The 24,841-nt window shown below is 74.1% G+C and carries 23 protein-coding genes; 7 read left to right on the forward strand and 16 right to left on the reverse strand.

Features of this window, described 5'->3' with window-relative positions:
* Positions 1 to 213, forward strand: a 213-nt coding sequence (locus Q8R60_01525; protein MDP3711149.1) for a hypothetical protein, incomplete at its 5' end; no start/stop codon positions are given.
* Positions 214 to 436: 223 nt separating this feature from the next.
* Here the strand turns inward: Q8R60_01525 and Q8R60_01530 are convergent.
* The 8 genes from Q8R60_01530 to Q8R60_01565 form a co-directional block, all read right to left on the reverse strand.
* Positions 437 to 883, reverse strand: a complete 447-nt coding sequence (locus Q8R60_01530; protein MDP3711150.1) for a DUF3040 domain-containing protein — start codon at positions 881 to 883, stop codon at positions 437 to 439.
* A gap of 173 nt (positions 884 to 1,056) precedes the next feature.
* Positions 1,057 to 2,337: a DNA polymerase IV gene (gene dinB / locus Q8R60_01535; GenBank protein MDP3711151.1), complete on the reverse strand. Its 1,281-nt coding sequence runs from the start codon at positions 2,335 to 2,337 to the stop codon at positions 1,057 to 1,059.
* A gap of 12 nt (positions 2,338 to 2,349) precedes the next feature.
* Positions 2,350 to 3,117 carry a methyltransferase domain-containing protein gene (locus Q8R60_01540; protein ID MDP3711152.1) on the reverse strand — a complete coding sequence of 256 codons (768 nt, stop codon included), beginning with the start codon at positions 3,115 to 3,117 and terminating at the stop codon, positions 2,350 to 2,352.
* 94 nt (positions 3,118 to 3,211) lie between these two features.
* The gene (locus Q8R60_01545) at positions 3,212 to 4,432 is read right to left on the reverse strand and encodes a hypothetical protein (GenBank protein MDP3711153.1); all 1,221 of its coding nucleotides are present in this window, start codon (positions 4,430 to 4,432) and stop codon (positions 3,212 to 3,214) included.
* Positions 4,433 to 4,606: 174 nt separating this feature from the next.
* Positions 4,607 to 8,488 carry a DNA polymerase III subunit alpha gene (locus tag Q8R60_01550; GenBank protein MDP3711154.1) on the reverse strand — a complete coding sequence of 1,294 codons (3,882 nt, stop codon included), beginning with the start codon at positions 8,486 to 8,488 and terminating at the stop codon, positions 4,607 to 4,609.
* Between the two features lie 43 nt (positions 8,489 to 8,531).
* Positions 8,532 to 8,945 (reverse strand): SAV_6107 family HEPN domain-containing protein, encoded by a 414-nt coding sequence (locus tag Q8R60_01555; GenBank protein MDP3711155.1) that lies wholly within the window; start codon positions 8,943 to 8,945, stop codon positions 8,532 to 8,534.
* On the reverse strand, positions 8,945 to 9,304 hold the full coding sequence (locus tag Q8R60_01560; protein ID MDP3711156.1) for a DUF6504 family protein: 360 nt from the start codon (positions 9,302 to 9,304) through the stop codon (positions 8,945 to 8,947). Before Q8R60_01560 ends, Q8R60_01555 begins: the two co-directional genes overlap by 1 nt.
* 268 nt (positions 9,305 to 9,572) lie before the next feature.
* Positions 9,573 to 10,337: an isocitrate lyase/phosphoenolpyruvate mutase family protein gene (locus Q8R60_01565; GenBank protein MDP3711157.1), complete on the reverse strand. Its 765-nt coding sequence runs from the start codon at positions 10,335 to 10,337 to the stop codon at positions 9,573 to 9,575.
* Between the two features lie 38 nt (positions 10,338 to 10,375).
* On the opposite strand from Q8R60_01565, the gene Q8R60_01570 reads away from it, so the two are divergent.
* From Q8R60_01570 to Q8R60_01585, 4 genes are all read left to right on the forward strand, one after another.
* On the forward strand, positions 10,376 to 10,879 hold the full coding sequence (locus Q8R60_01570; protein MDP3711158.1) for a methylated-DNA--[protein]-cysteine S-methyltransferase: 504 nt from the start codon (positions 10,376 to 10,378) through the stop codon (positions 10,877 to 10,879).
* Positions 10,880 to 11,007: 128 nt separating this feature from the next.
* Positions 11,008 to 12,408 carry an FAD-dependent oxidoreductase gene (locus Q8R60_01575; GenBank protein MDP3711159.1) on the forward strand — a complete coding sequence of 467 codons (1,401 nt, stop codon included), beginning with the start codon at positions 11,008 to 11,010 and terminating at the stop codon, positions 12,406 to 12,408.
* A 32-nt stretch (positions 12,409 to 12,440) separates the two neighbouring features.
* The gene (locus Q8R60_01580; GenBank protein ID MDP3711160.1) at positions 12,441 to 12,779 is read left to right on the forward strand and encodes a hypothetical protein; all 339 of its coding nucleotides are present in this window, start codon (positions 12,441 to 12,443) and stop codon (positions 12,777 to 12,779) included.
* A gap of 167 nt (positions 12,780 to 12,946) precedes the next feature.
* Positions 12,947 to 16,492: a M36 family metallopeptidase gene (locus tag Q8R60_01585; GenBank protein ID MDP3711161.1), complete on the forward strand. Its 3,546-nt coding sequence runs from the start codon at positions 12,947 to 12,949 to the stop codon at positions 16,490 to 16,492.
* On the opposite strand, the gene Q8R60_01590 is transcribed toward Q8R60_01585, so the two are convergent.
* A complete protein-coding gene (locus tag Q8R60_01590) occupies positions 16,470 to 16,775 on the reverse strand; it encodes a hypothetical protein (GenBank protein ID MDP3711162.1) in 306 nt (101 codons plus the stop codon). The genes Q8R60_01585 and Q8R60_01590 overlap by 23 nt on opposite strands.
* 46 nt (positions 16,776 to 16,821) lie before the next feature.
* On the opposite strand from Q8R60_01590, the gene Q8R60_01595 reads away from it, so the two are divergent.
* Positions 16,822 to 17,034 (forward strand): hypothetical protein, encoded by a 213-nt coding sequence (locus Q8R60_01595; GenBank protein ID MDP3711163.1) that lies wholly within the window; start codon positions 16,822 to 16,824, stop codon positions 17,032 to 17,034.
* Between the two features lie 335 nt (positions 17,035 to 17,369).
* A complete protein-coding gene (locus Q8R60_01600) occupies positions 17,370 to 18,380 on the forward strand; it encodes an MBL fold metallo-hydrolase (GenBank protein MDP3711164.1) in 1,011 nt (336 codons plus the stop codon).
* A gap of 40 nt (positions 18,381 to 18,420) precedes the next feature.
* On the opposite strand, the gene Q8R60_01605 is transcribed toward Q8R60_01600, so the two are convergent.
* From Q8R60_01605 to Q8R60_01635, 7 genes are all read right to left on the reverse strand, one after another.
* Complete coding sequence (locus Q8R60_01605) at positions 18,421 to 18,993, reverse strand: hypothetical protein (GenBank protein MDP3711165.1); 573 nt, start codon at positions 18,991 to 18,993, stop codon at positions 18,421 to 18,423.
* Positions 18,994 to 19,325: 332 nt separating this feature from the next.
* Positions 19,326 to 20,162: a sirohydrochlorin chelatase gene (locus tag Q8R60_01610; GenBank protein ID MDP3711166.1), complete on the reverse strand. Its 837-nt coding sequence runs from the start codon at positions 20,160 to 20,162 to the stop codon at positions 19,326 to 19,328.
* Positions 20,150 to 21,307 (reverse strand): uroporphyrinogen-III C-methyltransferase, encoded by a 1,158-nt coding sequence (gene cobA / locus Q8R60_01615; protein MDP3711167.1) that lies wholly within the window; start codon positions 21,305 to 21,307, stop codon positions 20,150 to 20,152. The genes Q8R60_01610 and cobA overlap by 13 nt, the downstream gene beginning before the upstream one ends.
* Before the next feature lie 23 nt (positions 21,308 to 21,330).
* The gene (locus Q8R60_01620) at positions 21,331 to 22,203 is read right to left on the reverse strand and encodes an ABC transporter permease subunit (GenBank protein ID MDP3711168.1); all 873 of its coding nucleotides are present in this window, start codon (positions 22,201 to 22,203) and stop codon (positions 21,331 to 21,333) included.
* Positions 22,200 to 23,006 carry an ABC transporter ATP-binding protein gene (locus tag Q8R60_01625; GenBank protein ID MDP3711169.1) on the reverse strand — a complete coding sequence of 269 codons (807 nt, stop codon included), beginning with the start codon at positions 23,004 to 23,006 and terminating at the stop codon, positions 22,200 to 22,202. The genes Q8R60_01620 and Q8R60_01625 overlap by 4 nt, the downstream gene beginning before the upstream one ends.
* Positions 23,003 to 24,043: an ABC transporter substrate-binding protein gene (locus tag Q8R60_01630; GenBank protein ID MDP3711170.1), complete on the reverse strand. Its 1,041-nt coding sequence runs from the start codon at positions 24,041 to 24,043 to the stop codon at positions 23,003 to 23,005. The genes Q8R60_01625 and Q8R60_01630 overlap by 4 nt, the downstream gene beginning before the upstream one ends.
* A 268-nt stretch (positions 24,044 to 24,311) precedes the next feature.
* Positions 24,312 to 24,815, reverse strand: coding sequence for an Rrf2 family transcriptional regulator (locus Q8R60_01635; GenBank protein MDP3711171.1), 504 nt, complete (start codon positions 24,813 to 24,815; stop codon positions 24,312 to 24,314).
* Positions 24,816 to 24,841: the final 26 nt, after the last annotated feature.

The following is a 24,841-nucleotide window of genomic DNA, read 5'->3' on the forward strand; positions in this document are numbered from 1 at the left end:
GACGACCCCGCCGCGGCTGCGGACGTGGCGGTGGTCCGCAGCGCGCTGCTGGCGGGCGCCTCCGGCGGCACCCGGTGGCGCGCGCGACTGCTGCCGCCCTCCACGGTCCGCTGGCTGTCCCACGTCACCGGGGAGAAGATCGCCGACGTCCTCGACGCGGTCGACGACGCCGTCGCGGCGGTCACCCGCCGGTTGCGCCTGCGCGCCGGCTGACCCCCGCCACCCTCGGCATGTACGCCGGTGTCGGCGCTACGTCTCGCCGTAGCGCCGACAGCCGCGCACAAGCGGGAGCGGGGCCGCGCGCAGGCCGGGAGGTGGACACCTGCCGCTTGTACGCCGGTGTCGGCGCTACCTCTCGCCGTAGCGCCGGCGGCCGCGCACAAGCGGGAGGGAGGCGGCGTGAGGGCGCACGGCTAGCGGGGTGGGGTCGAGCGGCCTAGCGGCCGCGCTCGTCCCAGCGGCGCTTCCAGCGCTCCTCGAGGCGCTCGAGCGGCGAGCCCGTGGTGCGGGGGGCCTTGGCCTTCTTGGCCTTCTTCGCGCGGGCCGGGCGCTGGCGGAGCTCACCGGTCTCGTCGAGCAGCCGCAGGTCGGGCTGGGCCTGACCGGGCCCACCGCCCAGCCGCTTCCACGCCGTCATGGCGATGAGCAGCCCGCCCAGCATGATGACGAAGCCGGCCACGCCGATCGCGAACTGCTGCGTCGGGACCCCGGCGAACAGCACCGCGAAGCCGATCGCGAAGACGATGCCGGCGCGCCGCAGCCGACGACGCATGTGGGTGCGCAGGTCGGTCGAGCGGACCGCCGAAGCGAACTTCGGGTCCTCCTGGTAGAGCGCGCGCTCGATCTGGTCGAGCAGTCGCTGCTCGTGCTCGGAGAGGGGCACAGCGCCACCTCCTGGAGGACGAGCACCTCGGCGGGTCCGGGGTGCGAGGACAATCGTACGAGGGTGAGGCCGCGACGGGAAGTCGAGTCGCCCAGACGGGGTGCTCACAGGCTCCGGCCGGGCGGCGCGGACCCATGCGGACCCTGCCCTGTACCCCCCAACGAAGACCGGGTTCAGCCCGTTCCAGGAGTACGCCGGGGGCGTTGCTGGTCGCGGGAGACCGGTGTCGGGGAGTCGGGCTGCACGAGGGCCGCTGGTCGCACGGCCCCTGCCCCGAAGCGGCGGGCGGCCCTGTCCACCGCCTGCTCGGCCTCCCGCCAGCCCGAGTCCTTCTCACCGAGCAGCAGCTGGTGGGGCACCCCGTCCGCCTCCCGGACGCCCTCGACCCGCACCCCGACCAGCCGCAGCCGGGCGCGCTCGAGCCCGAGCGCCTCGTAGAGCGCGCGCGCCGTCTCGTAGACGGTCCGCCCCACGTCGGTGTGCTCCGGCAGCGTCTTCGCGCGGGTGATCGTGGTGAAGTCCGCGAAGCGCACCTTGATCGACACGGTCCGCCCGACCTGGCCGGCGGCGCGCAGCCGGGCCGCGGTGCGCTCCGACAGCCGCAGCAGCTCGCGGGCGACCACGACCGGGTCGTCGACGTCGACGGCGAAGGTCTCCTCGGCGCCGACGCTCTTGTCGGGCTCGTGCGGCACGACGGCCCGCTCGTCGCGCCCCCACGACAGCGCGTGCAGGTGACTGCCGGACGCCTGGCCCAGCGCCCGCTTCAGCGTCTCGGCCGGGGTGGCCGCGAGGTCGCCGACGGTGTGCAGGCCGAGCGTGGCCAGCACCTCGTGGGTCTTCTCCCCCACCCCCCACAGCGCCCGCACGGGCAGCGGGTGCAGGAAGGCCACGACCCGGTCCTGCGGGACGACGAGCAGGCCGTCGGGCTTGCAGCGCGCCGAGGCGAGCTTGGCGACGAACTTCGTCGTCGCGACCCCCACCGAGCAGGTGATGCCCTGCTCGTCGAGCACGGTCGCGCGGATGTGCTCACCGACCCGGGCCGGGCTGCCGAGCCGCCGCACCGCGCCGCGCACGTCGAGGAAGGCCTCGTCGAGCGAGATCGGCTCGACCAGCGGCGTGACCGAGCGGAAGACCTCCATGACGCCGTGGGAGGTGCGGGCGTAGAGGTCGTGGTCCGGCGGCAGGACGACGGCCTGCGGCGCGAGCCGGCGGGCCCGCATCATCGGCATCGCGCTGTGCACTCCGAGCGCCCGCGCCTCGTAGGTCGCCGACAGCACGACGCCCCGCGTGCCCCCGCCGCCGACGATGACCGGTAGCCCGACGAGCTCGGGCCGCGACAGCAGCGAGACGCTCGCGTAGAAGGCGTCCATGTCGACGTGCAGGACGTGGCAGTCGGTGTCGTCGCCGCGCGGACCGGTCGGCGGACCGGTCGGCGGCACCGCTCCCCTGCTCACCGGCGCACCCCGTTAGGGCAGGCGGGCGAGGACGTGCAGCTGCGTCGCCAGCCCCCGGAACGGCTCGCGGTCCGACAGCGCCCGCTCCAGCGCGAGCAGCGCAGCCGCAGCACCGGGCTCGGCGTCGAGCACCGCGGACGGCACGAGGTCGGCGACGACCCGCACGCCGTGCAGCTGCTCGACGACCAGCCCTGCCTCGCGGACCAGCGCCGACAGCGCGTCGGGGGTCCAGCGGCGGGCCGCGGCGTCGGCGGCACCCCACCGGCCGGCGGGGTCGGTGAGGACGTGGGCGGCCTCGTCGGGTCGGCCGGCCAGTGCGCGGGCGAGGACGGCGGCGTCGCGGTTGGCGACGAGCAGCGACAGCCGGCCGCCGGGGCGCAGCACCGCCGCGACGGCGGCGAGCGCCGCGGCCGGGTCGTCGACGACCTCGAGCACGCTGTGGCACAGCACCACGTCGGCGGAGCCGTCGGCCGCGACGGCGGGCAGGTCGGACAGGTCGCCCTGCAGGGCGACCACACGGTCGGCCACGCCGCGCTCGGCAGCCCGTCGCTGCAGCGCCGCGAGCGAGTCGGGGCTGGGGTCGACGACGGTGACCCGGTGACCGGCGACAGCAAGGGGTACGGCGAAGCCCCCGGTGCCGCCCCCAGCGTCGAGGACGTCGAGCCCGGGGTGGGGCCCGGCGCCGGCCCCGGTGGCCTGCGCCTCGGCGAGGACCGCGGACAGGACCTCCCACACGACCGCCGTGCGAGCCGACCCGCCCGGCCCCGCTGACGTGACCACTGCGCTCCCTCGGACCGGTCCGGGGCGACGAGGACCGCCGCCTGCCGGGGCGAGCCTACGGTCGCCCCGGCAGGGTCGGCGGGCGGTGACCCGCTCAGTCGTGCGACGTCGCGGTGTCGAGCGTCGTCACGAGCAGCGAGAGGGCACCGGAGTTGTCGTCGTACACGTCGTCGAGGACCTTGGCCCGCAGCGGCCCGTCGGTCGTGACGAGGACGTCGCGGGTCCAGGTGCGGCTGCGGCTGCAGCCCCGGCTGTTGGTCTCGCCGACCGGGGTCCAGTCGCCCTCGGCGAAGGGCACCGACAGGTCGAGGTGGTTGCGTCCGGGCGTGCCCTCCCACTGCGAGGTCCGGTGCCAGCGGCCGTCTGCGGGCCGCTCCGAGCACTCTGCGTCGGCGGTGCGGTCGCGACCGTAGGACCAGGTGCCGCTCGCGGTGAGGCGGTAGCGGCGGCCGGCCCGCAGCCAGACCGACGTCTCGTCGCCCTCCCACTCGTCGGCGTCGACCCGCAGCGTCGTGCTGCCGCTGTCGAGGAAGGGCGTGGTCGGGGCGGGGACGCCCGGTGCGGGCGCGGCGGGCGGCGGCACGACCGGTGCTGCCGACGGGACCGGGACCGGCGTGGCGGTCGGGGTGACGACCGGCTTGGGGGCCGCGGGCGTGGGAGCGCCGGGAGCGGCGACGACGGGCGAGACCTTCCCGGTCCAGTACGACGTCCGCTTCAGCGCACCGGCCCAGGAGAACGACACGTGCATGTGGTCGCGGTGCGCGCTCGCCCCGTTGTAGGGCTGCCAGCCCGCACCCGGCTTGTAGGCCGACCAGATCTTGGCGTTCCAGATGACGTACATGATGCCGAGCCGGCGGGCGTTGGCGAAGCGGTTGCCGTAGCGGTCGGTGGCGAACAGCCACCTCGCGAGGTCGCTCGCCTGGGCCCGCTGGGTCGCGTTGGCGTAGTTGAGCCGCCAGTCCCAGGCCCGGCCCTCCTTGTGCTCGGAGCGGCCACCGACGGAGCAGGCGCGCACGATGCCCGAGCTGCCGGTGCCCCGGTAGGCCGTGAGGACGATCGAGGTGAACGCCGTCACACCCGGCTTGGCGGTCGGGCTGCAGGTGGTCTGCGCCTGGTAGGGCGCGTAGCCCTCGATCGCCCTGCCGAGGACCGCGACCTTCGGGGAGGCCACCGGTGCCGCGGCGGCCGGGAGGACCGGGGCGATCGCGAGGACCGAGGTCGTGACGCTGAGCAGGGCGAGCGCGGCGAGCCGACGGGGGGTCCGCCGGGGAGCAGGTCGGGCAGGGGGGTGTGGCTGGTGGTCGTGCGTACTCACGAGGAGTCTCCCGGTGTGGGGACGGGCGGGGGGTGCTCCAGGTGTCGGCGTCGTGCTGAGCCGTCCGGACCAGAGGCAACCCCCTCCTGTCCTGCGGGGCACCGTGCCAGACCCGGACGTGTCCAGACGTGTCCGGACCTGGCGCCAGCGGGCTCTGTCCCTCGGGCTCGCCGGTCACCGGCCGCTGCTCCCGGGGCTCGCGTGCCACACCTTGCGCGGCGCGCCGGACCCGCGCGACGTGCCGGTGCCGTCACCGGCAGGCTTCACGTCGGCATAGGGCGAGGCCCGGAAGCCGGTCGCGTAGACGTGCACCATCCCGCCGACGCCGGAGTGACCCGCCCCGCCGCCGACCAGCGGCGGGGAGGTCATCACCGGCCGGGTCGAGCGGGACGCAGCCGCCCCCTGCACGGCGGCCAGCCCCGCGGAGCTGGTCACCTGACCCGGCTGCTCGAGCAGCGGCCAGACCGCGTCGAGACCGCCCTCCCGCCAGGCGTCGTGGAGCAGCGGCAGCTCCCAGGCGCCCAGCGCCAGCAGGCTGATCCCGCGCGGGCCGGTCCGGCGTACCTGCCCTCTGATCACGAGCAGCCAGGAGTGGAACAGCGTGGTGGCGTAGCCGACCTGCGCCTCCTCGAAGAAGGTCGCGTCGAGCGGGCCGGTCGCGTCGTCGAGGGTGACGAAGACGACCCGGCGACCAGAGCGGATCGGCGGGGTCTGGGTCGCGACCTTCACCCCGGCGACGAGGACGTCGGAGCCGTTGCGGCGGTCGAGCAGGTCCTTGGCGCGGGTCGTGCCGAGGGCCTCGAGGAACGGTGCGTAGGCGTCCATGACGTGGCTGCTCACGTCGAGGCCGAGCACGTCGAGCTCCGCGCGGGTCCGCTCCGCCTGGCTCATCTCCGGCAGCCCGCTGGGTCGCGTCTCCGGCTCGTCGCCGAGGTCGAGGGCGAGCTGCACGTCGACCGGCTCGGTGACGGCCGCGGCCTGCGACTGCCGCTCCTGCCGGCCGCGGACGTCGTCGAGGGAGGTGACCGTGACGGGCGACGGAGTGCGACGCCTCGTGCTCGCGGGCCTGCGGCCGGCGCGGGCGACGGAGCGGGACCAGCGGTCGAGCTCGGCGACCTGCAGCAGCAGGTCGCGGCGGGTGACCTGGCCGCGGCGCCGGCCCGGGACGGTGGAGCCCAGGCCGTAGAGGGAGTCGAAGGCGCCCGCGACGACGAGCCGCTCGACGACCGGGCGGCTCACCGCGGCGCGGTGCCAGAAGTCGGACAGGCTCGCGAAGGGCCGGCCCGCGACGACGCGCGCGACCTCGCCGCCGTTGATGCCCTTGACCTCCGCGAGGCCGATCCGGATGCCGTAGCCGCGGCCGTCGGGCAGCCGCAGGTCGGTGGGCCGCTGCCGCGGCGGGGCCTGCGCGTCGCCGGACACCTGGTCGAGGATCGCCGGCGGCGGCTCGTCGAGGGCAGCGACCCGCTCGACGCGGTAGTCGGCGCCGGAGAGGTTGACGTCGAGGCCGAGCACGGCGATGCCGAGCTGGCGGGCGTCGTCGAGGATGAGCCGCTTGGGGTACATCCCGGGGTCGTGGGTGAGGACCCCGGCGAGGAAGGCCGCCGGGTGGTGGGCCTTGAGCCAGGCCGACTGGTAGGTCGGCAGCGCGAAGGCCGCCGCGTGGGCCTTGCAGAACCCGAAGGAGCCGAAGGCCCGGAGGACCTCCCAGACCTCCTTGACGACGGCGAGCGGGTAGCCGTTGCCGAGCGCCGTCGGGACGAACCAGACCCGGACGTCCTCCTGACCCTCGGGGCTGCCGAGGGTGCGGCGGACCTCGTCGGCCTCGGCGAGGCTGCACCCGGTCAGCACCGACACGATCTGCAGGACCTGCTCGTGGAAGACCACGACGCCGTAGGTCTGCTCGAGCGCCGGCCGCAGGTCAGGGTGCGGGTAGACCGGCTTCTGCCAGCCCTGCCGGGCCATGAGGAACGGCCGGACCATGTCGCTCTTGACCGGCCCGGGGCGGAACAGGCTGATGTCGACGATGAGGTCCTCGAAGGTCTCGGGAGCGAACTTGCCGACCAGCTCGCGCTGCCCCGGCGACTCGATCTGGAAGCAGCCGAGGGTCCTCGTCGACTGCACGAGCGCGAAGGTCGCCGGGTCGTCGCGGGGCACGGCGTCGATGTCGACAACGGTCCCGTCGACGCGGGCGACCTCGGCGACCGCGTGCTGCATCGCCGACTGCATCCGGATGCCGAGCACGTCGAGCTTGAGCAGCCCGAGGTCCTCGACGTCGTCCTTGTCGAACTGGCTCATCGGGAAGCCCAGCCAGCTCGACTCGACGGGGGTGCGGTCGAGCAGCGTGCGGTCGCTCAGCAGCACCCCGCACGGGTGCAGCGCGATGTGGCGGGGCAGCCCGTCGAGTCGCTCGACGAGGCGCAGCACCAGGTCGACGCGCCGGCCCTGCTCCCCCTGCCCGAGGCCGCTGGCGCGCAGCTCCGGCAGGTCGCGCATCGCCTGTCGCACCATGTTGGCGCGGATGTGCGGGAAGGCCTTGGCGAGGCCGTCGACCTCACCGGGCGGCATGCCGAGCGCGGCGCCGACGTCGCGGATCGCGTGGCGGGCGCGGTAGGTGTCCATCATCGACACGCAGCAGCAGCGGTCGCCACCGTAGCGGGCGAGGACCCGCTCGTAGACCTCGGTGCGGCGGGCCGACTCGACGTCGACGTCGATGTCGGGCAGCTCGTGGCGCAGCGGCGACAGGAAGCGCTCCATGAGCAGGCCGTAGCGGACCGGGTCGACATCGCTGATGCCGAGCAGGTAGGTGACGAGGCTCCCCGCGCCACTGCCCCGCGCGGCGGCGCGGACCCCCATCCCCTTGATGAGGTCGACGACGTCGGCGACGGTGAGGAAGTACGCCGGGTAGCCCAACCCCCCGATGACGGCGAGCTCCTCCTCGAGGCGGGCCAGGGTGCTCGCCCGGCGCTCCATCCCGCGCCGGCCGAACCCGGCCTCGACCCGCTCCCGCAGCACCGCCATCGGCTCGCCCTGGACTGCGAGCTCCGGGAAGCGGGCGCCTCCCACACCGTCACGCAGGCCGAGGTCGCGGTGCGGGTCGACGGCGCACCGGTCGGCCTCGTGGCGGGTGCGGGCGAGCAGCCCGCGACCGCCGTCGGTGAGGCCCGCAGCCCGGGCGACCTCCTCGGCGACCTCCGCCATCTCCTTGCCGCTCTTCAGGCACGCCTCGGCGTTGCGCCGGTCGACGTGGCGCAGGTCGAGCGGCACCAGCCGCCGGCTCGCGTCGAGGACGTCGGCGGTCGGGGCGTCACCGCGGTCGGCGTAGCGCACGACGTTGGTGAGCACGCTGCGGGCGCGGTGGGCCTCGGCGAAGCCGAGCAGCCGCCCCGCCTGCGCAGCACTGTCACGGGTGCGGTGCGAGACGACCTCGACGACGACGGCGTCACCGCCGAGCACGTCGCGCCAGCGGTCGAGGTGGTGGCGGGCGACGTCGTCGCGGTGGACCGCGACGGCCCGACCGAGCTCGGACTGCGGGCCGAGCAGGGCCGCGAGGCTGCCCGCCTGCGCCGCCCCGCCGGCGTGCTCGGCGACGAGGTCGAGGCTGGTCACCGGGGTGCCGCGCTCCCCTGCCAGGTGGGTCCCGGACACCAGCCGGCACAGCGCCGCCCAGCCGCGGCCGTCGCGGGCGAGCAGGGTGACCCGGGGCAGCTCGGGGCCGCCACCGGGGCGGTCGACGAAGGCCCCGCCGCGCGCCGGGCTGACGCGCCGCTGCTGCTGACCGGGCTCGTGCGGGGGCCGGCCGTGCAGCCCGGCGGCGCGCGGTCCGCACAGGTCGAGCGGGCGGACCGCGAGGTCGACCCCGAGGAGCGGGCGGATCCCCGCGGCCCGGCAGGCCTTGGCGAACTTCACCGCGCCGTAGGTGCCATCGCGGTCGGTGAGGGCGAGGGCGTCCATGCCGTGCTCGGCGGCCCGCTCGACGAGCGCGCGCGGGTGGGAGGCGCCGTGCCGCAGCGAGTAGCCGGACGCGACGTGCAGGTGGACGAAAGGGTCGGACATGCGGCTCGGAGGGTGCTCAGGGGGAAGAGCGGGTGGGGACGGCTCAGCGGGTGAGGAGGAGCTGGGGACTGGCGAAGCCGAGGGTGGTCTCGACGACGGCGAGGAAGGTCTCGGCGTCGCGCACCAGGTCGTCGGCCTCACGGTCGGTGACGGCGCCCTGGACGTGGGCCTCGGCCGCGGCCCGCTTGACCGCGCCGTCGGCGAAGTAGGCCGCCCACTCCCCCAGCTCCGGGGCGACCCCGGCGAGCAGCGACCAGGCCGAGCGGGGTCGGGTGGCCCGCCGCTCCGGTCGCGGCGCGGGACGGGCCCGGGCGGCGAGGACGGCCGCGGCGGAGCGCAGCGCCGACAGGTGCGCCGCGGCGTACCTCTCTGCGGGGTCCATCGCGGTCGTCGCCTCGACCAGGCCACGGCGGGCGAGGTGCAGCAGGGACGCGGCGGGCAGGGTGGGGGTGGTCATCAGTCGAGAACCCGGGCGAGCGACCAGCTGCCACGGGCCCCGTCGAAGCACAGGTCGTAGACGCCGGTGCCTGCGGTCAGGGCCTCGTGCCGGCCGGTGCCGGCCTCGACCCGCCACCAGTCGCACTCGCCGTCCTCGACCGACAGCAGCGGGCCGGCAGCGGACGCGCCGCTGTCGCCGCTGTCGCCGCTGTCGCCGCTGGTCAGGGCGCGCACCGCGTCGGTCCGCCACCACTGGCCGGACTCGGTCCAGCGGGCCAGCACCTCGCGGACGAGGTAGAGCCGGCCGCGCCACAGGAACTGCGCGGGCGCGTCGCGCTCGGAGCGGACCTCGACGGGGTCGGTGTGCAGACGGGTCACGGAGCTCTCCCCAGGGATCGGCGCGGGCCGGGGGAAGGCGGCGGTCGAGCGGCCCGACCGGGACGCGGCGCTTCCCCACGCCCCGCCCCGGTCGGGACCCCGGGCCCGGGCGTGAGAGGGTCGAGGTCGCACGCCCGGGCCGGAGACCGCCCGTCGGGAGTCCGCGAAGCCTCCCGATCATTCGAATCTATGTTCGAACGACACCAGTAGACCCTCTGCCGCCCCCGGCGTCAACCCCTCAGGCGTACGACGAAAGCCGGCGGGCGCGTCAGTTCAGTGTGGGGATCCCGTCCGGCAGGCCGCCACCGGCGAGCAGGTCCGTCGCGGTGGCCTGCAGGGCGGCGAGCGCGACCCGCTGGGTGAGCGGGCCGTAGGACACCCGGGCGACCCCGAGCGCCTCGAGCTCGGCCGGCAGCGGGGTGCCGGGGACGCCGATGACCGACACCCGGCGCTCGCCGATGCCTTCGACGAGCGACCCGATCACCTCGGCGCTGAACCGACCCGGGACGAACACGCAGGTGGCGCCCGCGTCGAGGTAGGCGCGGCCGCGCTCGATCGCCGCGGCGAGTTGCTCCGCCGGCTCCCCCGGCTTCACGAACGCGTCGGTGCGCGCGTTGAGCACGAACGGCACGCCCTCGTCCTCACCCGCCGACACCGCCGCCTCGACCGCGTGCACCGACTCGGCGAGCGGCCGCATCCCGTCTTCAAGGTTGGCCCCCACGACCCCGATGCCGATCGCCCTGCGCACGGTCGCGTGCACGTCGCCGTAGCCGCTCTCGAGGTCGGCGCTCACCGGCAGGTCGACCGCCGCGACGATTCGCGCACAGGCGTCCAGCATCAGCTCGACCGGGATGTTCTCGCCGTCGGCGTAGCCGTGGCTCGCCGCGATCGAGTGGCTCGCCGTCGCGAGCGCGGTCGTGCCGGGCACGCCCGCGACCACCTGCGCGCTCACGGCGTCCCAGACGTTGACGACCTGCAGCAGCGCAGGGGCGAGGTGCAGCTCGCGCAGGGTCCGTGCCTTCTCAGCAGTCATCCCCGGACCGTAGCCCCGTCACGCGGCAGACTGCGTCGGTGACCCGCTGGACCGTCGTGCCGAGCCCGATCGACGACCTGCTCGTGGCCCGCACCGACCGCGGGGTCTGCGGGATCTGGATGACGCCCCACCAGGGCATGTCCGGGCCGGACGAGGCCTGGCACCGCGACGACACGGCGTTCGACGACGTCCGCGCGCAGCTCGCGGCGTACTTCTCGGGTGAGCTCACCACCTTCGAGCTGCCGCTGGACCTCTGCCAGGGCACGGAGTTCCAGCAGCGCGTCTGGCAGCAGCTGGGCGAGATCGGCTACGGCACGACGACGTCCTACGGCGCGGTCGCGGCGTCGCTCGGGCTGGTGGCGGGCGCGTCGCGCGCCGTGGGGCTCGCCAACGGGCGCAACCCGATCTCCGTGGTCGTGCCCTGCCACCGCGTCATCGGCGCGAGCGGCGACCTCACCGGCTACGGCGGCGGGCTGGACCGCAAGCGCTGGCTGCTCGCCCACGAGTCCGCGCGCACCACCGCCGACGACCGGCTGTTCTGACGCCGCCCACGAGTGGCACCGGTCACAGCCCTGACAGGTCGTCAAGGCCCGTCCGGACTGCGACCATGGGACGAACGACAGGTGCATCCGCGTTGCACCCGAGACGTCCCCTGAAGGAAGAGCGACCCGTGCCCGAGCAGCCCACTCCCGAGCGCCCCTTGCGGGTCGCGATCGTCGGAGCCGGTCCCGCCGGCGTCTACGTGGCGGACGTGCTGATGAAGTCGGGCACCGAGGTCGCGATCGACCTGCTCGAGCGCCAGCCCGCCCCCTACGGCCTCATCCGCTACGGGGTCGCGCCCGACCACCCGCGCATCAAGGGCATCGTCAACGCGCTGCACGGCGTGATGAGCAAGCCGCAGATCCGGCTGCTCGGCAACGTCGAGTACGGCGTCGACGTCAAGCTCGAGGACCTCCAGCGCTTCTACGACGCGATCGTCTTCACCACCGGCGCCGAGAAAGACCGCGACCTCGACGTCCCCGGCATCGACCTGCCCGGCAGCTTCGGCGGCGCGGACTTCGTGAGCTGGTTCGACGGCCACCCCGACGTGTCGCGCGAGTGGCCACTCGAGGCCCGCAGCATCGCCGTCATCGGCGCCGGCAACGTCGGTCTCGACGTCGCCCGGATGCTGTCGAAGACCGCCGACGAGCTGCTCAAGACCGAGATCCCGGCCCACGTCTACGAGGGCCTCAAGGCCTCCCCCGTCGAGGAGGTCCACGTCTTCGCCCGTCGCGGCCCGGCGCAGGCGAAGTTCACCCCGCTCGAGCTGCGCGAGCTCGACCACTCCCCCCACGTCGAGGTCCTCGTCAACCCCGAGGACATCGAGTACGACGACGGCTCCGTCGCGGCGATCAACTCCGACAACCAGACCAAGCTGGTGGTCCGCGAGCTGGAGCGCTACGCCATGCGCACCGCCGAGCACGGCGTCGGCGAGCGGCCCCGCAAGCTGTGGCTGCACTTCTTCGAGAGCCCCGTCGAGGTCACCGGCGACGGCAAGGTCGAGGGCTTCCGGACCGAGCGCACCGAGCTGACCGGTGACGGCAACGTCCGCGGCACCGGGGTCGTCCGGGACTGGCCGGTCCAGGCGGTCTACCGCTGCGTCGGCTACCGCTCCAGCGAGCTCGTCGACCTGCCGTGGGACTCCAGCAACCACGTGGTCCCGCACGCCAAGGGCCGCGTCCTCGACATCAGTGGCGCGCACCTGCCGGGCCTCTACGTCAACGGCTGGGTCAAGCGCGGTCCGGTCGGCCTCATCGGCCACACCAAGGGCGACGCGATCGAGACCGTCGGCAGCCTGCTCGAGGACCTCGGGTCGCTGCCGAGCGCCCCCGAGCCGCAGCTCGAGGCGGTCACGGAGTTCCTCGAGAGCCGCGGCGTCGTCTACACGACGTGGGAGGGCTGGGACCGCCTCGACGCCCACGAGAAGGAGCTGGGGGCGGCGTACGGCGAGCTGCCCGACGGCACCGTTCGCGAGCGGGTCAAGGTCGTCGACCGGCAGACGATGATCGACGTCTCGCGAGGCGCGTCCTAGTCGCACCGGCCGCGCAGCCCTAGGGTGCGCGGATGGAGCTCGCCCTCGACTGGTTCTCCGTCCGCTGCGTGTTCGCCGTGCCGACAGCGGCGCCGACCTCTGGGGACGGCGAGGCGATGACCTACGAGGAGCGGGTCACGCTGTGGCGTGCCTCGGGCTTCGACACGGCGATCGCGCTGGCCGAGCAGGAGGCCGTCGACTACGCCGACGACGTCGAGGCGCTCTACCTCGGGCTGGCCCAGGCCTACCGACTCGCCGAGGCCCCGGGCCACGGCAGCGAGGTCTTCTCGCTGATGCGCGACAGCGACCTGGACACCGAGGACTACCTCGACGCGTTCTTCGACACCGGCGAGGAGCGGCAAGGCGCCTGACCAGGTGGTGACACACCCGGCGAAAGTGTCGGCTGGCCGACAGTCACGGGCGGCGACCCGCCCTACCGTCGCGGCCGCAGTGCGGGCCGGGCCTGCTTGCCCGGGGACCCCCACCCACCGCCTGTCGCACGGGGGAACACCTGACCAGAGGACGAGCTGCGGTCGCCGTGACCGCGCTGCTGACCGGCCTCACCGCGGTGCCGGCCGCAGCCCAGCTCCAGCAAGGCCGAACGCCCGACGGCCCCGCCGCCGGCGCGCTCGCCGAAGCGCGACGCCTCCCCGGAGCCCTGGTCCGCTTCGACTCCCAGACCGGACACGCCCGGTCGGTGCTGCGCGGCGAGCGCGCACTGGCTCGCATCACCTCGGGTGACCTCGGGGCCGGTGCGCTCGGCTGGGTCGCCGCCCACCGGGCCCTCTACGGGTTGTCCGCCGCCGACCTCGCCGGCGTCGTCGTCGAGGACGTGCTCGCGACACCGACGGTCGGCACCACCCACGTCGTGCTGTCCCAGCGGGACGCCGGCCGCGTCGTCGACGGCTCCAACCTGACCTTCGTCTTCGACCGAGCCGGCCACCTCGGCGCGGTCACGGGACGGCTCGTCGCGTCGGCCAGGGCCACCGGCGCCGACCGCCTCGGCGCGGCGGGTGCCGTCCGCGCGGCCCTGCGCGCGGCCGACGTCAGCGGGCCCGCAGAGCTGCGTCCTATCGCGGGCACGAGCGGGACGGCGCACTTCGTCAACACCGTCGCCCGCGGTGTGCGCGGACCGAGCGACCTCACCGCCACGCAGGTGACGTGGGCCGCGGCAGACGGTCGCGTGACGCGGGCATGGAAGACCGTCACGGAGCTGTCCGACCGGCTCTGGCTGCAGACCCACGTCGACGCCTCGACAGGACGCGTCCTCGAGCGGGTCAACTACTACGCGGAGTCCGACGCCCACGGCACGGTCTTCCCCGGCGAGCACCCCGACGAGTCCGCTCCGCGCGCTGAGCGGAGCTTCGCCGGCTGGGTGAGCGGCGACACGACGATCGGCAACAACGCCGACGCCTACGAGGACCGCGACGAGGACGACGCCGCCGACGCAGGCTCGCGTCCGGTCAACGCCGACCAGCACTTCGACTACGGCTTCACCGACGCCTGGAGCACCACAGGCACCGACGTCGAGACCGACCGCGACGCGAGCGTCACGCAGCTCTTCTACTACACCAACCTCATGCACGACTTCCTCTACGGACTGGGCTTCACCGAGGCCTTCCGCAACTTCCAGACCGACAACTTCGGCAACGGCGGAGCGGGTGGGGACCCGGTCAACGCCGAGGCCCGCGACGGCTACGGCACGGGCACCGAGGAGCTCTGCACGAACAACAACGGCGACCCGATCCTGTGCCGGAACAACGCCAACTTCGGCACGCCCGCGGACGGCGAGCGCCCCCGGATGCAGATGTACCTCTGGGACGGCAGCCGACCGCAGCGCGACGGGTCGCTCGACGGCGACGTCATCGCGCACGAGTACGGCCACGGGCTGTCCAAACGCCTCGTCGGCAACGGCAACTTCGGCAGCGGCCTGCAGGCAGGCTCGCTCGGCGAGGGCTGGAGCGACACCGTCTCGATGATGTACTGGGACGACCCGATCATCGGTGAGTACGTCACCGGCGACACCACGACAGGCATCCGCAGCGTCGCCTACGACACGAGCCCGCTGGTGTTCAGCGACTTCAGCGGCGCGAGCGGCGTGCACGCCAACGGTCAGATCTGGGCCACCGTCATGTTCGACGTGCTCGACGCCCTGCGCGACCGCTACGGCAACGGACCGGGCCTCGACCGCTTCCGCCAGCTCATGGTGGACGGGTTGAAGTCGACCACGACGTCGCCTACCTACCTCGACGCCCGCGACGGCATGCTCGCCGCAGACGCCACCACCAACGCCGGCGCCGACCGCTGCATGCTCTGGTCGCGCTTCGCCGCGGTCGAGATGGGCACCAACGCGATCGCGACGCAGGCGACGGCGACGCCGGGGACGAACGTCCCGGCAGAGTGCTCGCCGACCGCCGACGCCGGGGGGCCCTACTCCACCCCTGAGGGGACCGACGTCGCCCTCGACGGCTCGTCGAGCACCGCGGGCAGCGACCCGAGCACGGGCAGCCTCACCTACGCCTGGGACCTCGACAACGACGGCGCCTACGACGACTCCTCGTCGGCCACTCCGACCTTCACGCAGGTCGGTCAAGACGGCGCCTACACGGTCGGGCTGCTGGTCACCAACGAGGCCGGGGAGACCGACACCGACAGCGCGGTGGTCACCGTCTCCAACGTGGCGCCGTCGGTCTCGGCTCTGCTCTCCGGAGTCCTGCTCGAGGGCTCGCTGCTGACCGTCAGCGGCTCCGGGAGCGACCCGGGATGGCTCGACCTGCTCACCGCCACCGTCGACTGGGGTGACGGCGCGGGGTCGGAGGCAGCCGGGTCCGGGTTGGAGAACCTGCGTCCCGACGCGACCCTCTCGATCAGCTCCCAGCACCACTACGGCGACAACGGCGCGCCGACGATCAGCACCTGCGTCGCGGACGACGACACCTCGACCTGCGAGCAGGCGACGCCGAGCATCGGCAACGTCGCCCCGACCGTCCTCGCAGACGGCGGCCTCGACACCACGCTCGACGAGGGCGACACCTTCAGCCTCGGGGCGTCGTTCTCCGACCCGGGCTGGCTCGACACCCACACCGCCGAGGTCGACTGGGGCGCGGGCGACGGCTTCGAGGCCCTCACGATCGCCTCGACCACACCCGGCGGACCCGGTGTCGCGACGACCGGCACGCTCGCCGCGACCAAGCAGTACGGCGACGACGGGCTGTTCACCGTGGTCGTGCGAGTGACCGACGACGACGGCGGTGTGGGCTCGGTCTCGGTGCCCGTCACCGTCGGCAACATCGCGCCGACCACCGGGATCGACGAGAGCGGCACGGTCCTGCTGCAGGGCGTGCCGACCATGGTCGTCCACGTCGGCGAGGTCGTGCCCTTCAGCACGACGTCGACCGACCCTGGCAGCGACGACCTGACGACCAGCTGGGACTGGGACGACGGGGCGCCCGCTCCTGATGAGTCCCGGGACTCGCTGGTCAACCCGCCCGCGACCGACCCCGACCCGAGCCCGACGGTGCAGCCGCGACTCGTCACGGACAGCACGACCCACGTCTTCAGCGACGCGTGCCTCTACGACGTCGTGGTGCGGGTCGCGGACGACGACAGCGGGGTCGCGACCGACACGATCGCGGTCATCATCCAGGGCAACGCCGACAAGGCCCGGAGCAAGGGCTACTGGTACAGCCAGTACGCGACGCCGGGCCAGCGCAACGCCAACGACCTCGACGACACGACGCTGGACTGCTACCTCGCGATCGCGCGGCACGCCAGCGGCGTCTTCAGTGAGGCCCGGGCGGTCGACACCCAGTCGCAGGCGACCGACGTGCTGAACACGAAGCAGACCAGCAGCGCGACCCAGCTGCTCGACGCGCAGCTGCTCGCGGCCTGGATCAACTTCGCGCACGGCTCCTACGACCTCGACGAGGCCGTAGACACCGACGGCGACGGGCTACTGGACAGCACCTTCGCCGCCGCGGTGGGCAACGCCGAGTCGGTCCGGCTCGACCCGGCCGCAAGCCGCGAGGCCCTGCTGCAGGGGCAGAAGGTGCTGGAGCGGCTCAACCAGAGGGACGGCGGCTGATCGCCGGCCTGAGCACGGGGTCCCGGGGCGCACGCGCCCCGGGGCTCCCGGCCGTCCTGACCACGGGTCTGCTGCTCATCTCCGTCCTGCTCGCGGGATGCAGCGCCTCCTCCGAGCCGGCCACCCTGACGACCTCGCCCTCGTCGGCAGCCACGACCACCGCTCCGTCCGCGACGAGCACCTCTGCGTCGCCGGCGGTCGTCGGCTCGACAAGCCTGGTCAGCTCGCCGTCCGCGACCCGGACCGCGCGCTCCACCGCGACGACGGCCGGCGGGTGTGCCACAGCGGCGTCGCGCGCCGTCCTGACCAAGGAGGACGACGGGCGCATCGTGCACGTCACGGGTGACGCGCGGGTCGACCTGCGAGCGGCCGGCGACGACAGCGACCCTCCTGCCCGCACGGACAGCGACGCGGTCGAGCTCGTGCAGACCGCCGACGCACCCGGTCGGCAGTACGAGGTGAGACCCGATCACCCGGGCACGGCACGGGTCACCGTGCCCGACCCGGGCGGCTTCGCCGTCACCGTCGTCGTCTGCGCCTGAGTCGCTCATCCGGGGATCAGAGACCGACCCGCACGCGAAGGGCCGCCCGGCGTCGTGCCGGGCGGCCCTCGTCGTACGTCTTGTCGTGCTCTCGTCTGGTGGGACTCAGTCGTCCCAGGGTCCGAAGTCGTTCATCGGTCTTCCTCTCTGCGGCCCCTGCCGTGCAGCGGTGCGCGGGATCGCGCGGTGCCCGGGGCGGTTCTCGTGCTGCCGACTCTCAGGTCAGCAGGTGGACTCGCGGTGAAGCCCGCGAGGCAGCCGCATGGCGGGCTGCTGTCTTCAGACAACCACATCCCGGGCATCGGCATTCCCGGGCCGTGCTGTAGGACTACCCCATGAGCGACTGGACCGAGCCCGGCGCCTTCGAGGTGTCCCCCGGCGTGCACCGCATCCCGCTGCCCCTGCCCAACGACGGGCTGCGGTCGGTCAACGTCTACGCGATCGCCACCGACGACGGCTTGGTGTGCGTCGACGCGGGCTGGGCGATCGAGGAGTCGCGCGAGCAGCTCGCGACCGCGTTGGCCTCGATCGGCGCCGGTCTCGGCGACATCCGGCGCTTCCTCGTCACCCACGTCCACCGCGACCACTACACGCAGGGGCCGGTGCTGCGCCGCGAGTTCGGGACCACTGTCTCGCTCGGGCTCGGCGACAAGCCGACCCTCGACCTGCTGCAGCAGCCGGACCGCTCGCCGCTCATCGACCAGCTCGAGCAGCTCACCTGCCACGGCGCGGTGGAGCTCGCCGACCTGATGGGCAGCTTCATGCGCGGGCACCGCGTCGACCAGGGGCAGTGGGAGTCCCCCGACGAGTGGCTCACGGGCGGGCCGGTCGCCCTGGCCGGTGGCCGCGTCCTCGACGCCGTCGAGACGCCCGGCCACACCGCCGGGCACCTGGTCTTCCACGACACCGCGGCCGGCGTGATGTTCACCGGCGACCACGTGCTGCCGACGATCACGCCCTCGATCGGCTTCGAGCCGGCCGTCACCGAGGACCCGCTCGGTGCGTTCCTGTCGTCGCTGCGGGTCGTGCGCGAGCGGCCCGACGCGGTGCTGCTGCCCGCCCACGGACCGGTCGCGGACTCCGTGCATGCCCGCGTCGACGAGCTCATCGCCCACCACGGTCGCCGGCTCGAGCAGAGCCTCGCGGCGGTCCACCAGGGCGCGACCAGCGCCTTCGAGGCGGCCGGTGTCCTGCGGTGGACGCGCCGCGAGCACAAGCTCGCGAGCCTCGACCCCTTCAACGCGATGCTCGCCGTCTTCGAGACCGGCGCCCACCTCGACCTGCTGGCGGCGCAGGGCACGCTGACCCGCACCACCGACGACCAGGGCGTACGCCGCTACGCCTGACCGCGGACCGCCTGTCAGCGCGGGCCGATCTCCACGCGGGTCAGGGCTGGGCGACCGCGATGACGACGTCAGCCGGCAGGCCCGTGACCGGCCCGCCCTTGGCCTCGCCGGGCCAGCGCAGGCTCACGACCCGGTCGCTGCCGTCGCGCTCCTGGGTGACGTAGAGCGCGTGCGCGCCGCCGCTGACCGCGACGACGTCGCGCTGCTCGCCCGGCACAGCGACGACCTGCTCGACACTGCCGTCGCGCAGGTCGACCCGCACCGCCCGCGACGGCACCCGCTGCTCGTCCATCCAGTTGCCGCGCTCGACGGCGAGCGCCGAACCGCCTGCTGCGCCGAGGATCCCGTCGTAGGTGAGGTAGCCCGCGCGGGCGTCCGACGCCGACGGCGACAAGGACCGGGCGGCCAGCCAGCCGCGGCGGGTGCTGAGGTCGACGACCTTCACGTCGGGGCCGTCGTCGCTCTCGACCGCGACGCTGACGGCGACCGTGCCGCGGTCCACCCATGCGAGGTCCCCGATGCCGTAGTCGGTGAATGCGTCGCGCCCCCGGCTCGGGTCGGCGGCGACGCTGCCCTTCCGGGTGACGGTCCCGTCGCGCAGACTGCCGTGCACGAGGTCCTGCGACCCTCCCGAGCCGCGCGTCCGTCGGGTCGGCGAGCGACACCCGGGCCGTCCCGTCGGCGCTGCACCCCGCCAGACCGACTGCCAGTCCGACCGCTGCCCCGACCACCACGCACCTGTGGCTCATCACTGTCCCGTCTCCGCACCGCCCTTCGGCGGTGTCACGGCAGCCAGACGCACGACCGGGTGTGGCAGGTTCAGCCGCAACTCGGGGAGATCAGGTGACTCGGTCGGTGGTGGTCACCAGAGCGACCACGACCGACCGAGACGTCCCGGCTGCGTCCAGCGCGGGTCGCTGAGGCCTCCGGTGCGTCGGTCGCTGCTCAGACCTCGTCGTCAGGGTGGCTGTGCGGCAGCTGCGGCGCCCCGACGACCTGCTCGCGGCCGGGCATCGCGATCCGGTAGACGCAGGCGTCGCAGTTCATCCGGGTGTCGCCGCCGAGGACTTCGTCGTAGCGACCGGCGAGCAGTCCCGCGAGCCCGTCGGACGCGCCGAGCGGTGCGGAGGCGACGATCTCGACGCCGTCGACCGAGCGGGCCTGCGTCTCGACCAGGCGTGGCAGGTAGCCGGGGCCGAGGAAGTAGCGGGCGAGCGCGACCCGGGTGGCCCCGAGGTCGCGCAGTCGGGTGACGGCCTCGGCGACGGTCGGACCGGTCGTCGAGGCGAAGGCGATGTCGACGCTCGCGAAGCCGCGCCCCTCCCAGAGCAGCCGCGCGGTGGCGGCGACCTGCGCGTTGGCATCCGGGTCGAGCGACCCGCCTGCCGCGAGCACCACCGGACCGTCGGTGACGCCTGCCTCGGCGAGCCGGCGCGCGAGCACGTCGACGAGCACCGGGTGCGGGCCGAGCGGACGGCCGTAGCGCAGCCGCAGGCCCGGGTGCGCGATCCGCCCGGCCTGCACGGACGCGGCGACGTCGGTCTTGGAGTGCGACGCCGGCGACAGCAGCAGCGGCAGCACGACGACGTCGTCCACGCCCTGCGCGACCAGCTCCCGCAGGGCCCGGGCGATCGAGGGGCTGGCGTTGTCGACGTACGCCGGAACCGTCCGCAGCCCGGGCCGCAGCTCGGCGACCCGAGCCATCAGCGCCTCGACGACCTCCTGCGACGCGGGCGTCTTCGACCCGTGCGCCACGCCGAGCAGGACCGTCACGCCCGCCATCCCACCACCTCACCGACGACGACGACGGCTGGTGCGCTCACGTCGAGGGAGCCCGCGTCGGCGAGCGTCGAGACAGACAGCCGCTGCGTCGGGAGGCTGGCCCGTTCGACGACGGCCACCGGCGTGGACGCGGGCAGGCCACCTGCCACCAGTGCCGCGCAGCAGGCGGCGAGCCGGTCGACCGCCATGAGCAGGACCAGCGTCCCGCCCAGGCGCGCCAGCGCGTCCCAGTCGACGGTGGAGGCGGGGTCCCCGGGCGCGAGGTGGGCGCTCACGACCGTGAAGGACTGCGTGACGCCCTTGGCCGTGAGGGGGATGCCGGCCAGGGTGGGTGCAGCCAGCGCCGACGAGACCCCGGGCACGACCTCAACCGGCACGCCCGCGGCGGTGCAGGTGGCGACCTCCTCGATGCCGCGGGCGAAGACGTGGACGTCACCTCCCTTGAGGCGTACGACGGACAACCCCTCCCGTGCCTTCTCCACCAGCAGGCGGTCGATGTCGCCCTGGGACCACGACGGCCCGCGGGGGCTCTTGCCGACCTCGATCACCTCGACGCCGTCGGGGAGGTCCACCACCGGGGCGAGCCGGTCGCGCACGACGACGTCGGCCTGCGCGAGCAGCAGACGGGCCCGCACCGTCAGCAGCCCCGGGTCGCCAGGCCCGCCGCCGATCAGGGCCACCGAGCCGGTGCCGGCACGGTGCCTGCGCAGCGGAAGCGAGCCGGTCTCGGCGGCGAGCACGACGGCGTCGCGCAGCGCGGTGGCGCGTCGCGGGTCGCGACCCGCGGTCACGGACACGACCACGTCGTCGAGCCTGCCCACTGCAGGCACCCACGCGGGGCTCAGCGAGGCGTCGTCGGAGCGCACGCACCAGACGTGCCGCTGCTCGCACGCAGCGGCGACCTCGTCGTCCACGACCCCGGTGGCCGCGACCACGAGCCAGCAGCCGTCGACGTCGTCCGGCCGGAACGCCCGCTCGACCAGGGCGATGCCGTCGGGGACCTCCCCGGCGGACGGGGCCACCAGCGTCACGACGGCGCCCGCGGACAGCAGCGCCCGCGCCCGTCGTACGCCGACCTGCCCTGCCCCCACGACCAGGACCCGGCGGCCGGTGAGGTCGAGGTGCAGGGGGTAGCGGTCGGTCACCCGACCAGCCTCTCAGCGCGCGGTCAGCGGGCGGCGAGCAGGCCCCGGCGACGCAGGACCCGACGCTCGAGCGGGGCGAACAGCAGCAGCTCGACGGCGATGCCGACCAGCAGGATCGCGAGGATGCCCACCAGGACGCCGGCGATGACACCATCGGACCGGGCGTTGTCGAGCAGCTGCCCGAGCCCGAGCCCGAGGTCGCCCGAGGTGGCGATGAGCTCCGCAGCCATGAGCGAGCGCCAGGAGAACGCCCACCCCTGCTTGAGGCCACCGAGGTAGCCCGGCAGCGCGGCGGGCAGCAGCACGTGGCGGGCGAGCGTCAGGCCGCGGGCACCGAGCACGTGACCGACGCGGGCGAACAACGGCGGCACCTGCTCGAGGCCGCTGATGGTGCCGTTGATGATCGACGGGACCGCACCCATGAGGATGACGAAGTAGAGCGTCGCCTCCGACAGCTGGAACCACAGGATCGCGGCCGGCACCCAGGCGACCGACGGCAGCGACTGCAGACCGCTGATGAGCGGGCCGAAGGCCCGGCGGAGCAGGCTGACGCGCGACAGCAGCAGCCCGAGCGGCGTCGCGATCACGACCGAGAGCAGGAAGCCGACGGCGCCGCGCTGGAGGCTCGTGGTGACGCTCTCCTGGATGCGCCCGAGGTCCCACTGGTACTGCAGCTCGGCCCACACCTCGGCGGGCCCCGGAAGGGTGTCGGGGTCGCGGGTCAGCTCGACGAGCTGCCAGACCAGCAGGACGGAGCCGAGGGCGAGCAGCGGCGGGACCGCGCTGGACAGCGCCTTGCTCCACCACGAGCGGGTCGGCTCGACGGGCCCAAGTTCGAGCGCATCGAGTCCCTTCTCGAGGTCGACGCCGCCCCGGTCGACGACGGGCGTGCTCACGCGAGCCCTCCGGCGTGCTTGCGGATCTCGGCCCGCAGGTGCTCGGTGATCTCGACCGACAGCGCCGCGACCTCAGGCGACTCGATGCGACGGGTGCCGTCGATGTCGACGTCGAACTCCCGCACGACCCGCCCCGGTCGGGACGACAGCAGCACGACGCGCTGTCCGAGCCGGACGGCCTCGCGCACGTTGTGGGTGACGAAGACGACCGTGATCCCGACCTCGGACCAGATGCGGGTCAGCTCGTCGTGCAGCACGTCCCGGGTGATGGCGTCGAGCGCCGCGAAGGGCTCGTCCATGAGCAGCACCTTGGCATCCTGGGCCAGCGACCGGGCCAGTGCGACACGCTGGCGCATGCCACCGGACAGCTCGTGCGGGCGCTTGGCGCCGGCCTCCTCGAGCCGCACCAGCGCCAACAGCTCCTGGGCCCGGGCCCTGCGCGCAGCCTTGCCCACGCCGTTGAGGCGCAGGGCGAGCTCGACGTTCTCCGCGGCGGTGAGCCAGGGGAACAGCGCCGGCTCCTGGAACATCAGGGCCGGCTTGTGACCGGGTACGTCGACGCTGCCCGCGGTCGGGACGTCGAGGCCGGCCAGCAGGTTGAGCAGCGTCGACTTGCCGCAGCCACTCGCACCGAGGACGCAGAGGAACTCCCCCGGTGCGACCTCGAGGTCGACGTTGTCGAGCACGACGGCACCGGTGCCGAAGCGCTTGGTCAGCCCGCGCACGGAGACCGCGGGTGCGCTCATGCTCCCAGTGTCGGGGGTCGCCGCGCCGCGGCGCAGGACGGTGTCGAGGACGGTCATGAGGCTCCCAGCCCAGCGTCGGAGACGGTCGGCCTGCCGGCGGCGGCCAGCAGCGCGTTGAGCCGTCGGAGGTCGTAGATGCCCGCGAGCTCGACCGGGCGCAGGACGCCCACGGCCTGCGCGTCCTTCGCGGTCTCGAGGAGCGAGGTCGCGATCGGGTCGATCGTGGGGGTGAGCCGTGCGAAGGCCGAGGCGAGTACCTCGGGACGAAGCTGCTTGCCGGTGTCGGCGAGGACCTGCTCGTTGACCTTCGCCTGCACCGCGGGCGACGTCGTCGCCACGACGTCGGTGACCGCGATGAGGCCCCGCAGCAGCGCGTCGACGGTCTCGGGGTGGTCCCGCAGGACGTCCGTGCGGACCACGAGGTGGGTCGTGACGAACTGCCCCCGCGGCCACAGCGTGGCCTCGTCGAGGAGCACCGTGCCGCCGCCGTCGAGGACGAGCCGGGATGCCCACGGCTCCGGCACCCACCCCCCGTCGATGGAGCCAGAGCGCAGCAGCTCAAGGGTCTGCGCGTTGTCCTGGTTGACGACGGTGACGTCGACGCCCCGGTCGGCGAAGTGGGCCTTCGCCGCCACGTCCTGGGTGTTGCCCCGCTGCGGTGTGGCGACCTTCCTGCCGGCCAGCTCCTCGACGCTCGTGATGCCCTGGCGCACGACGAGCGACGCTCCGCCGCTGGTCGTCCCTGCGACGATGCGCAGCAGCTCGCCCTTGGTCTGACCGAAGCCGTTGATGGCCGGGTTGGGCCCGATGAAGGCCGCGTCGAGGGCACCGCCCCGCAGGGCTTCGATGGCCGCTGGCCCGGCGCTGAAGGTGGAGGTCCGGAGCACGGTGCTGCCGAGCGCCCGCTGCAGCTCGCCGCTCGCGATGCCGTAGAGGGCGGAGGCGTGCGTGACGTTCGCGAAGTAGCCGAGCCGAAGCTCGTCGAGTGGGCCCGACGCGTTCGCGTCGGGCCCATTACTGCAGCCGCTGAGGGCCAGGGCCGACACGGCCAGGGCGACGAGGGCACGGACAGCCCTCGCGGGTCGGGGGTGCATGCGGGCCTTCCAGGGACGCGACCGGGACTCGGCACGGTCGCAGCGCGCCGTCATGCCGACGGGGTGCGCGGGAACGGACAGGAGGGCGGTCGGCGGGCGCAGTGCGCCTCAGCTCACGACCGGTCGCTCAGCTGCCGCAACAGACCTGGTCGAACAGGTGCCCGCGACGGGTCGCCCACATGGGCACCCAGGTAGAGCTCTGCGGAGTCACACCGTGAGGCTGCCTTTGTGGACCATCCCTGTCAACTTGACGGGTGTGTGGCCTGCGTCACCCGACACCTGGCTCGCGACGGGCCTCGAAGCGCCGACGCACCCCCGGGTCGGTGGTCCAGGCGTCGTCGCCGGCGAGCAGCTGACCGACGAGGGGTGGCAGCTCACCGCCGAGCAGGTCGGCCAGCGTGACCCCGACCAGCACGCTGCGGATGGCGCACCGCAGGGCCACCCACGTGTCGCGCAGCGCAGCGGCGTTGCCGTCGTACTCCAGGTCCTCGACCAGCGTGCCGGCGACGCTGGCGAGCGGTCCGTCGACCGCCCGCACCAGGTCCGCGACCGTCACCTCCGAGGCGGGCCGGGTCAGCCGGTAGCCGCCCTCGGCGCCGCGCTTGGCCGCAACGACGCCCTCGACGCGCAGCTGCTTGAGGGTCTGCAGCAGGAAGGGCAGCGGCAACCGCTGCGCGTCGGCGATGGCCTCCGCCTTGGTCCAGAGCCCCGGCCGGGCAGCCAGCTCCACGGCAGCACGGACCGCGTAGTCAGCCCGCGCCGAGACCCGCACTCGCCCATCCTGCCGTGCGGTGGTCC

This window comes from Mycobacteriales bacterium (genome assembly GCA_030697205.1).
Lineage (GTDB): Bacteria > Actinomycetota > Actinomycetes > Mycobacteriales > SCTD01 > JAUYQP01.

Bases quoted from the DNA above. Each gene is read 5' to 3' on its own strand.
- Q8R60_01565 (MDP3711157.1), bottom strand. From the start codon at position 10,337: ATGACTGCTGAGAAGGCACGGACCCTGCGCGAGCTGCACCTCGCCCCT.
- Q8R60_01555 (MDP3711155.1), bottom strand. From the start codon at position 8,945: ATGACCACCCCCACCCTGCCCGCCGCGTCCCTGCTGCACCTCGCCCGC.
- Q8R60_01610 (MDP3711166.1), bottom strand. From the start codon at position 20,162: ATGGCGGGCGTGACGGTCCTGCTCGGCGTGGCGCACGGGTCGAAGACG.
- Q8R60_01600 (MDP3711164.1), top strand. From the start codon at position 17,370: ATGAGCGACTGGACCGAGCCCGGCGCCTTCGAGGTGTCCCCCGGCGTG.
- Q8R60_01630 (MDP3711170.1), bottom strand. From the start codon at position 24,043: ATGCACCCCCGACCCGCGAGGGCTGTCCGTGCCCTCGTCGCCCTGGCC.
- Q8R60_01580 (MDP3711160.1), top strand. From the start codon at position 12,441: ATGGAGCTCGCCCTCGACTGGTTCTCCGTCCGCTGCGTGTTCGCCGTG.
- Q8R60_01550 (MDP3711154.1), bottom strand. From the start codon at position 8,488: ATGTCCGACCCTTTCGTCCACCTGCACGTCGCGTCCGGCTACTCGCTG.
- Q8R60_01625 (MDP3711169.1), bottom strand. From the start codon at position 23,006: ATGACCGTCCTCGACACCGTCCTGCGCCGCGGCGCGGCGACCCCCGAC.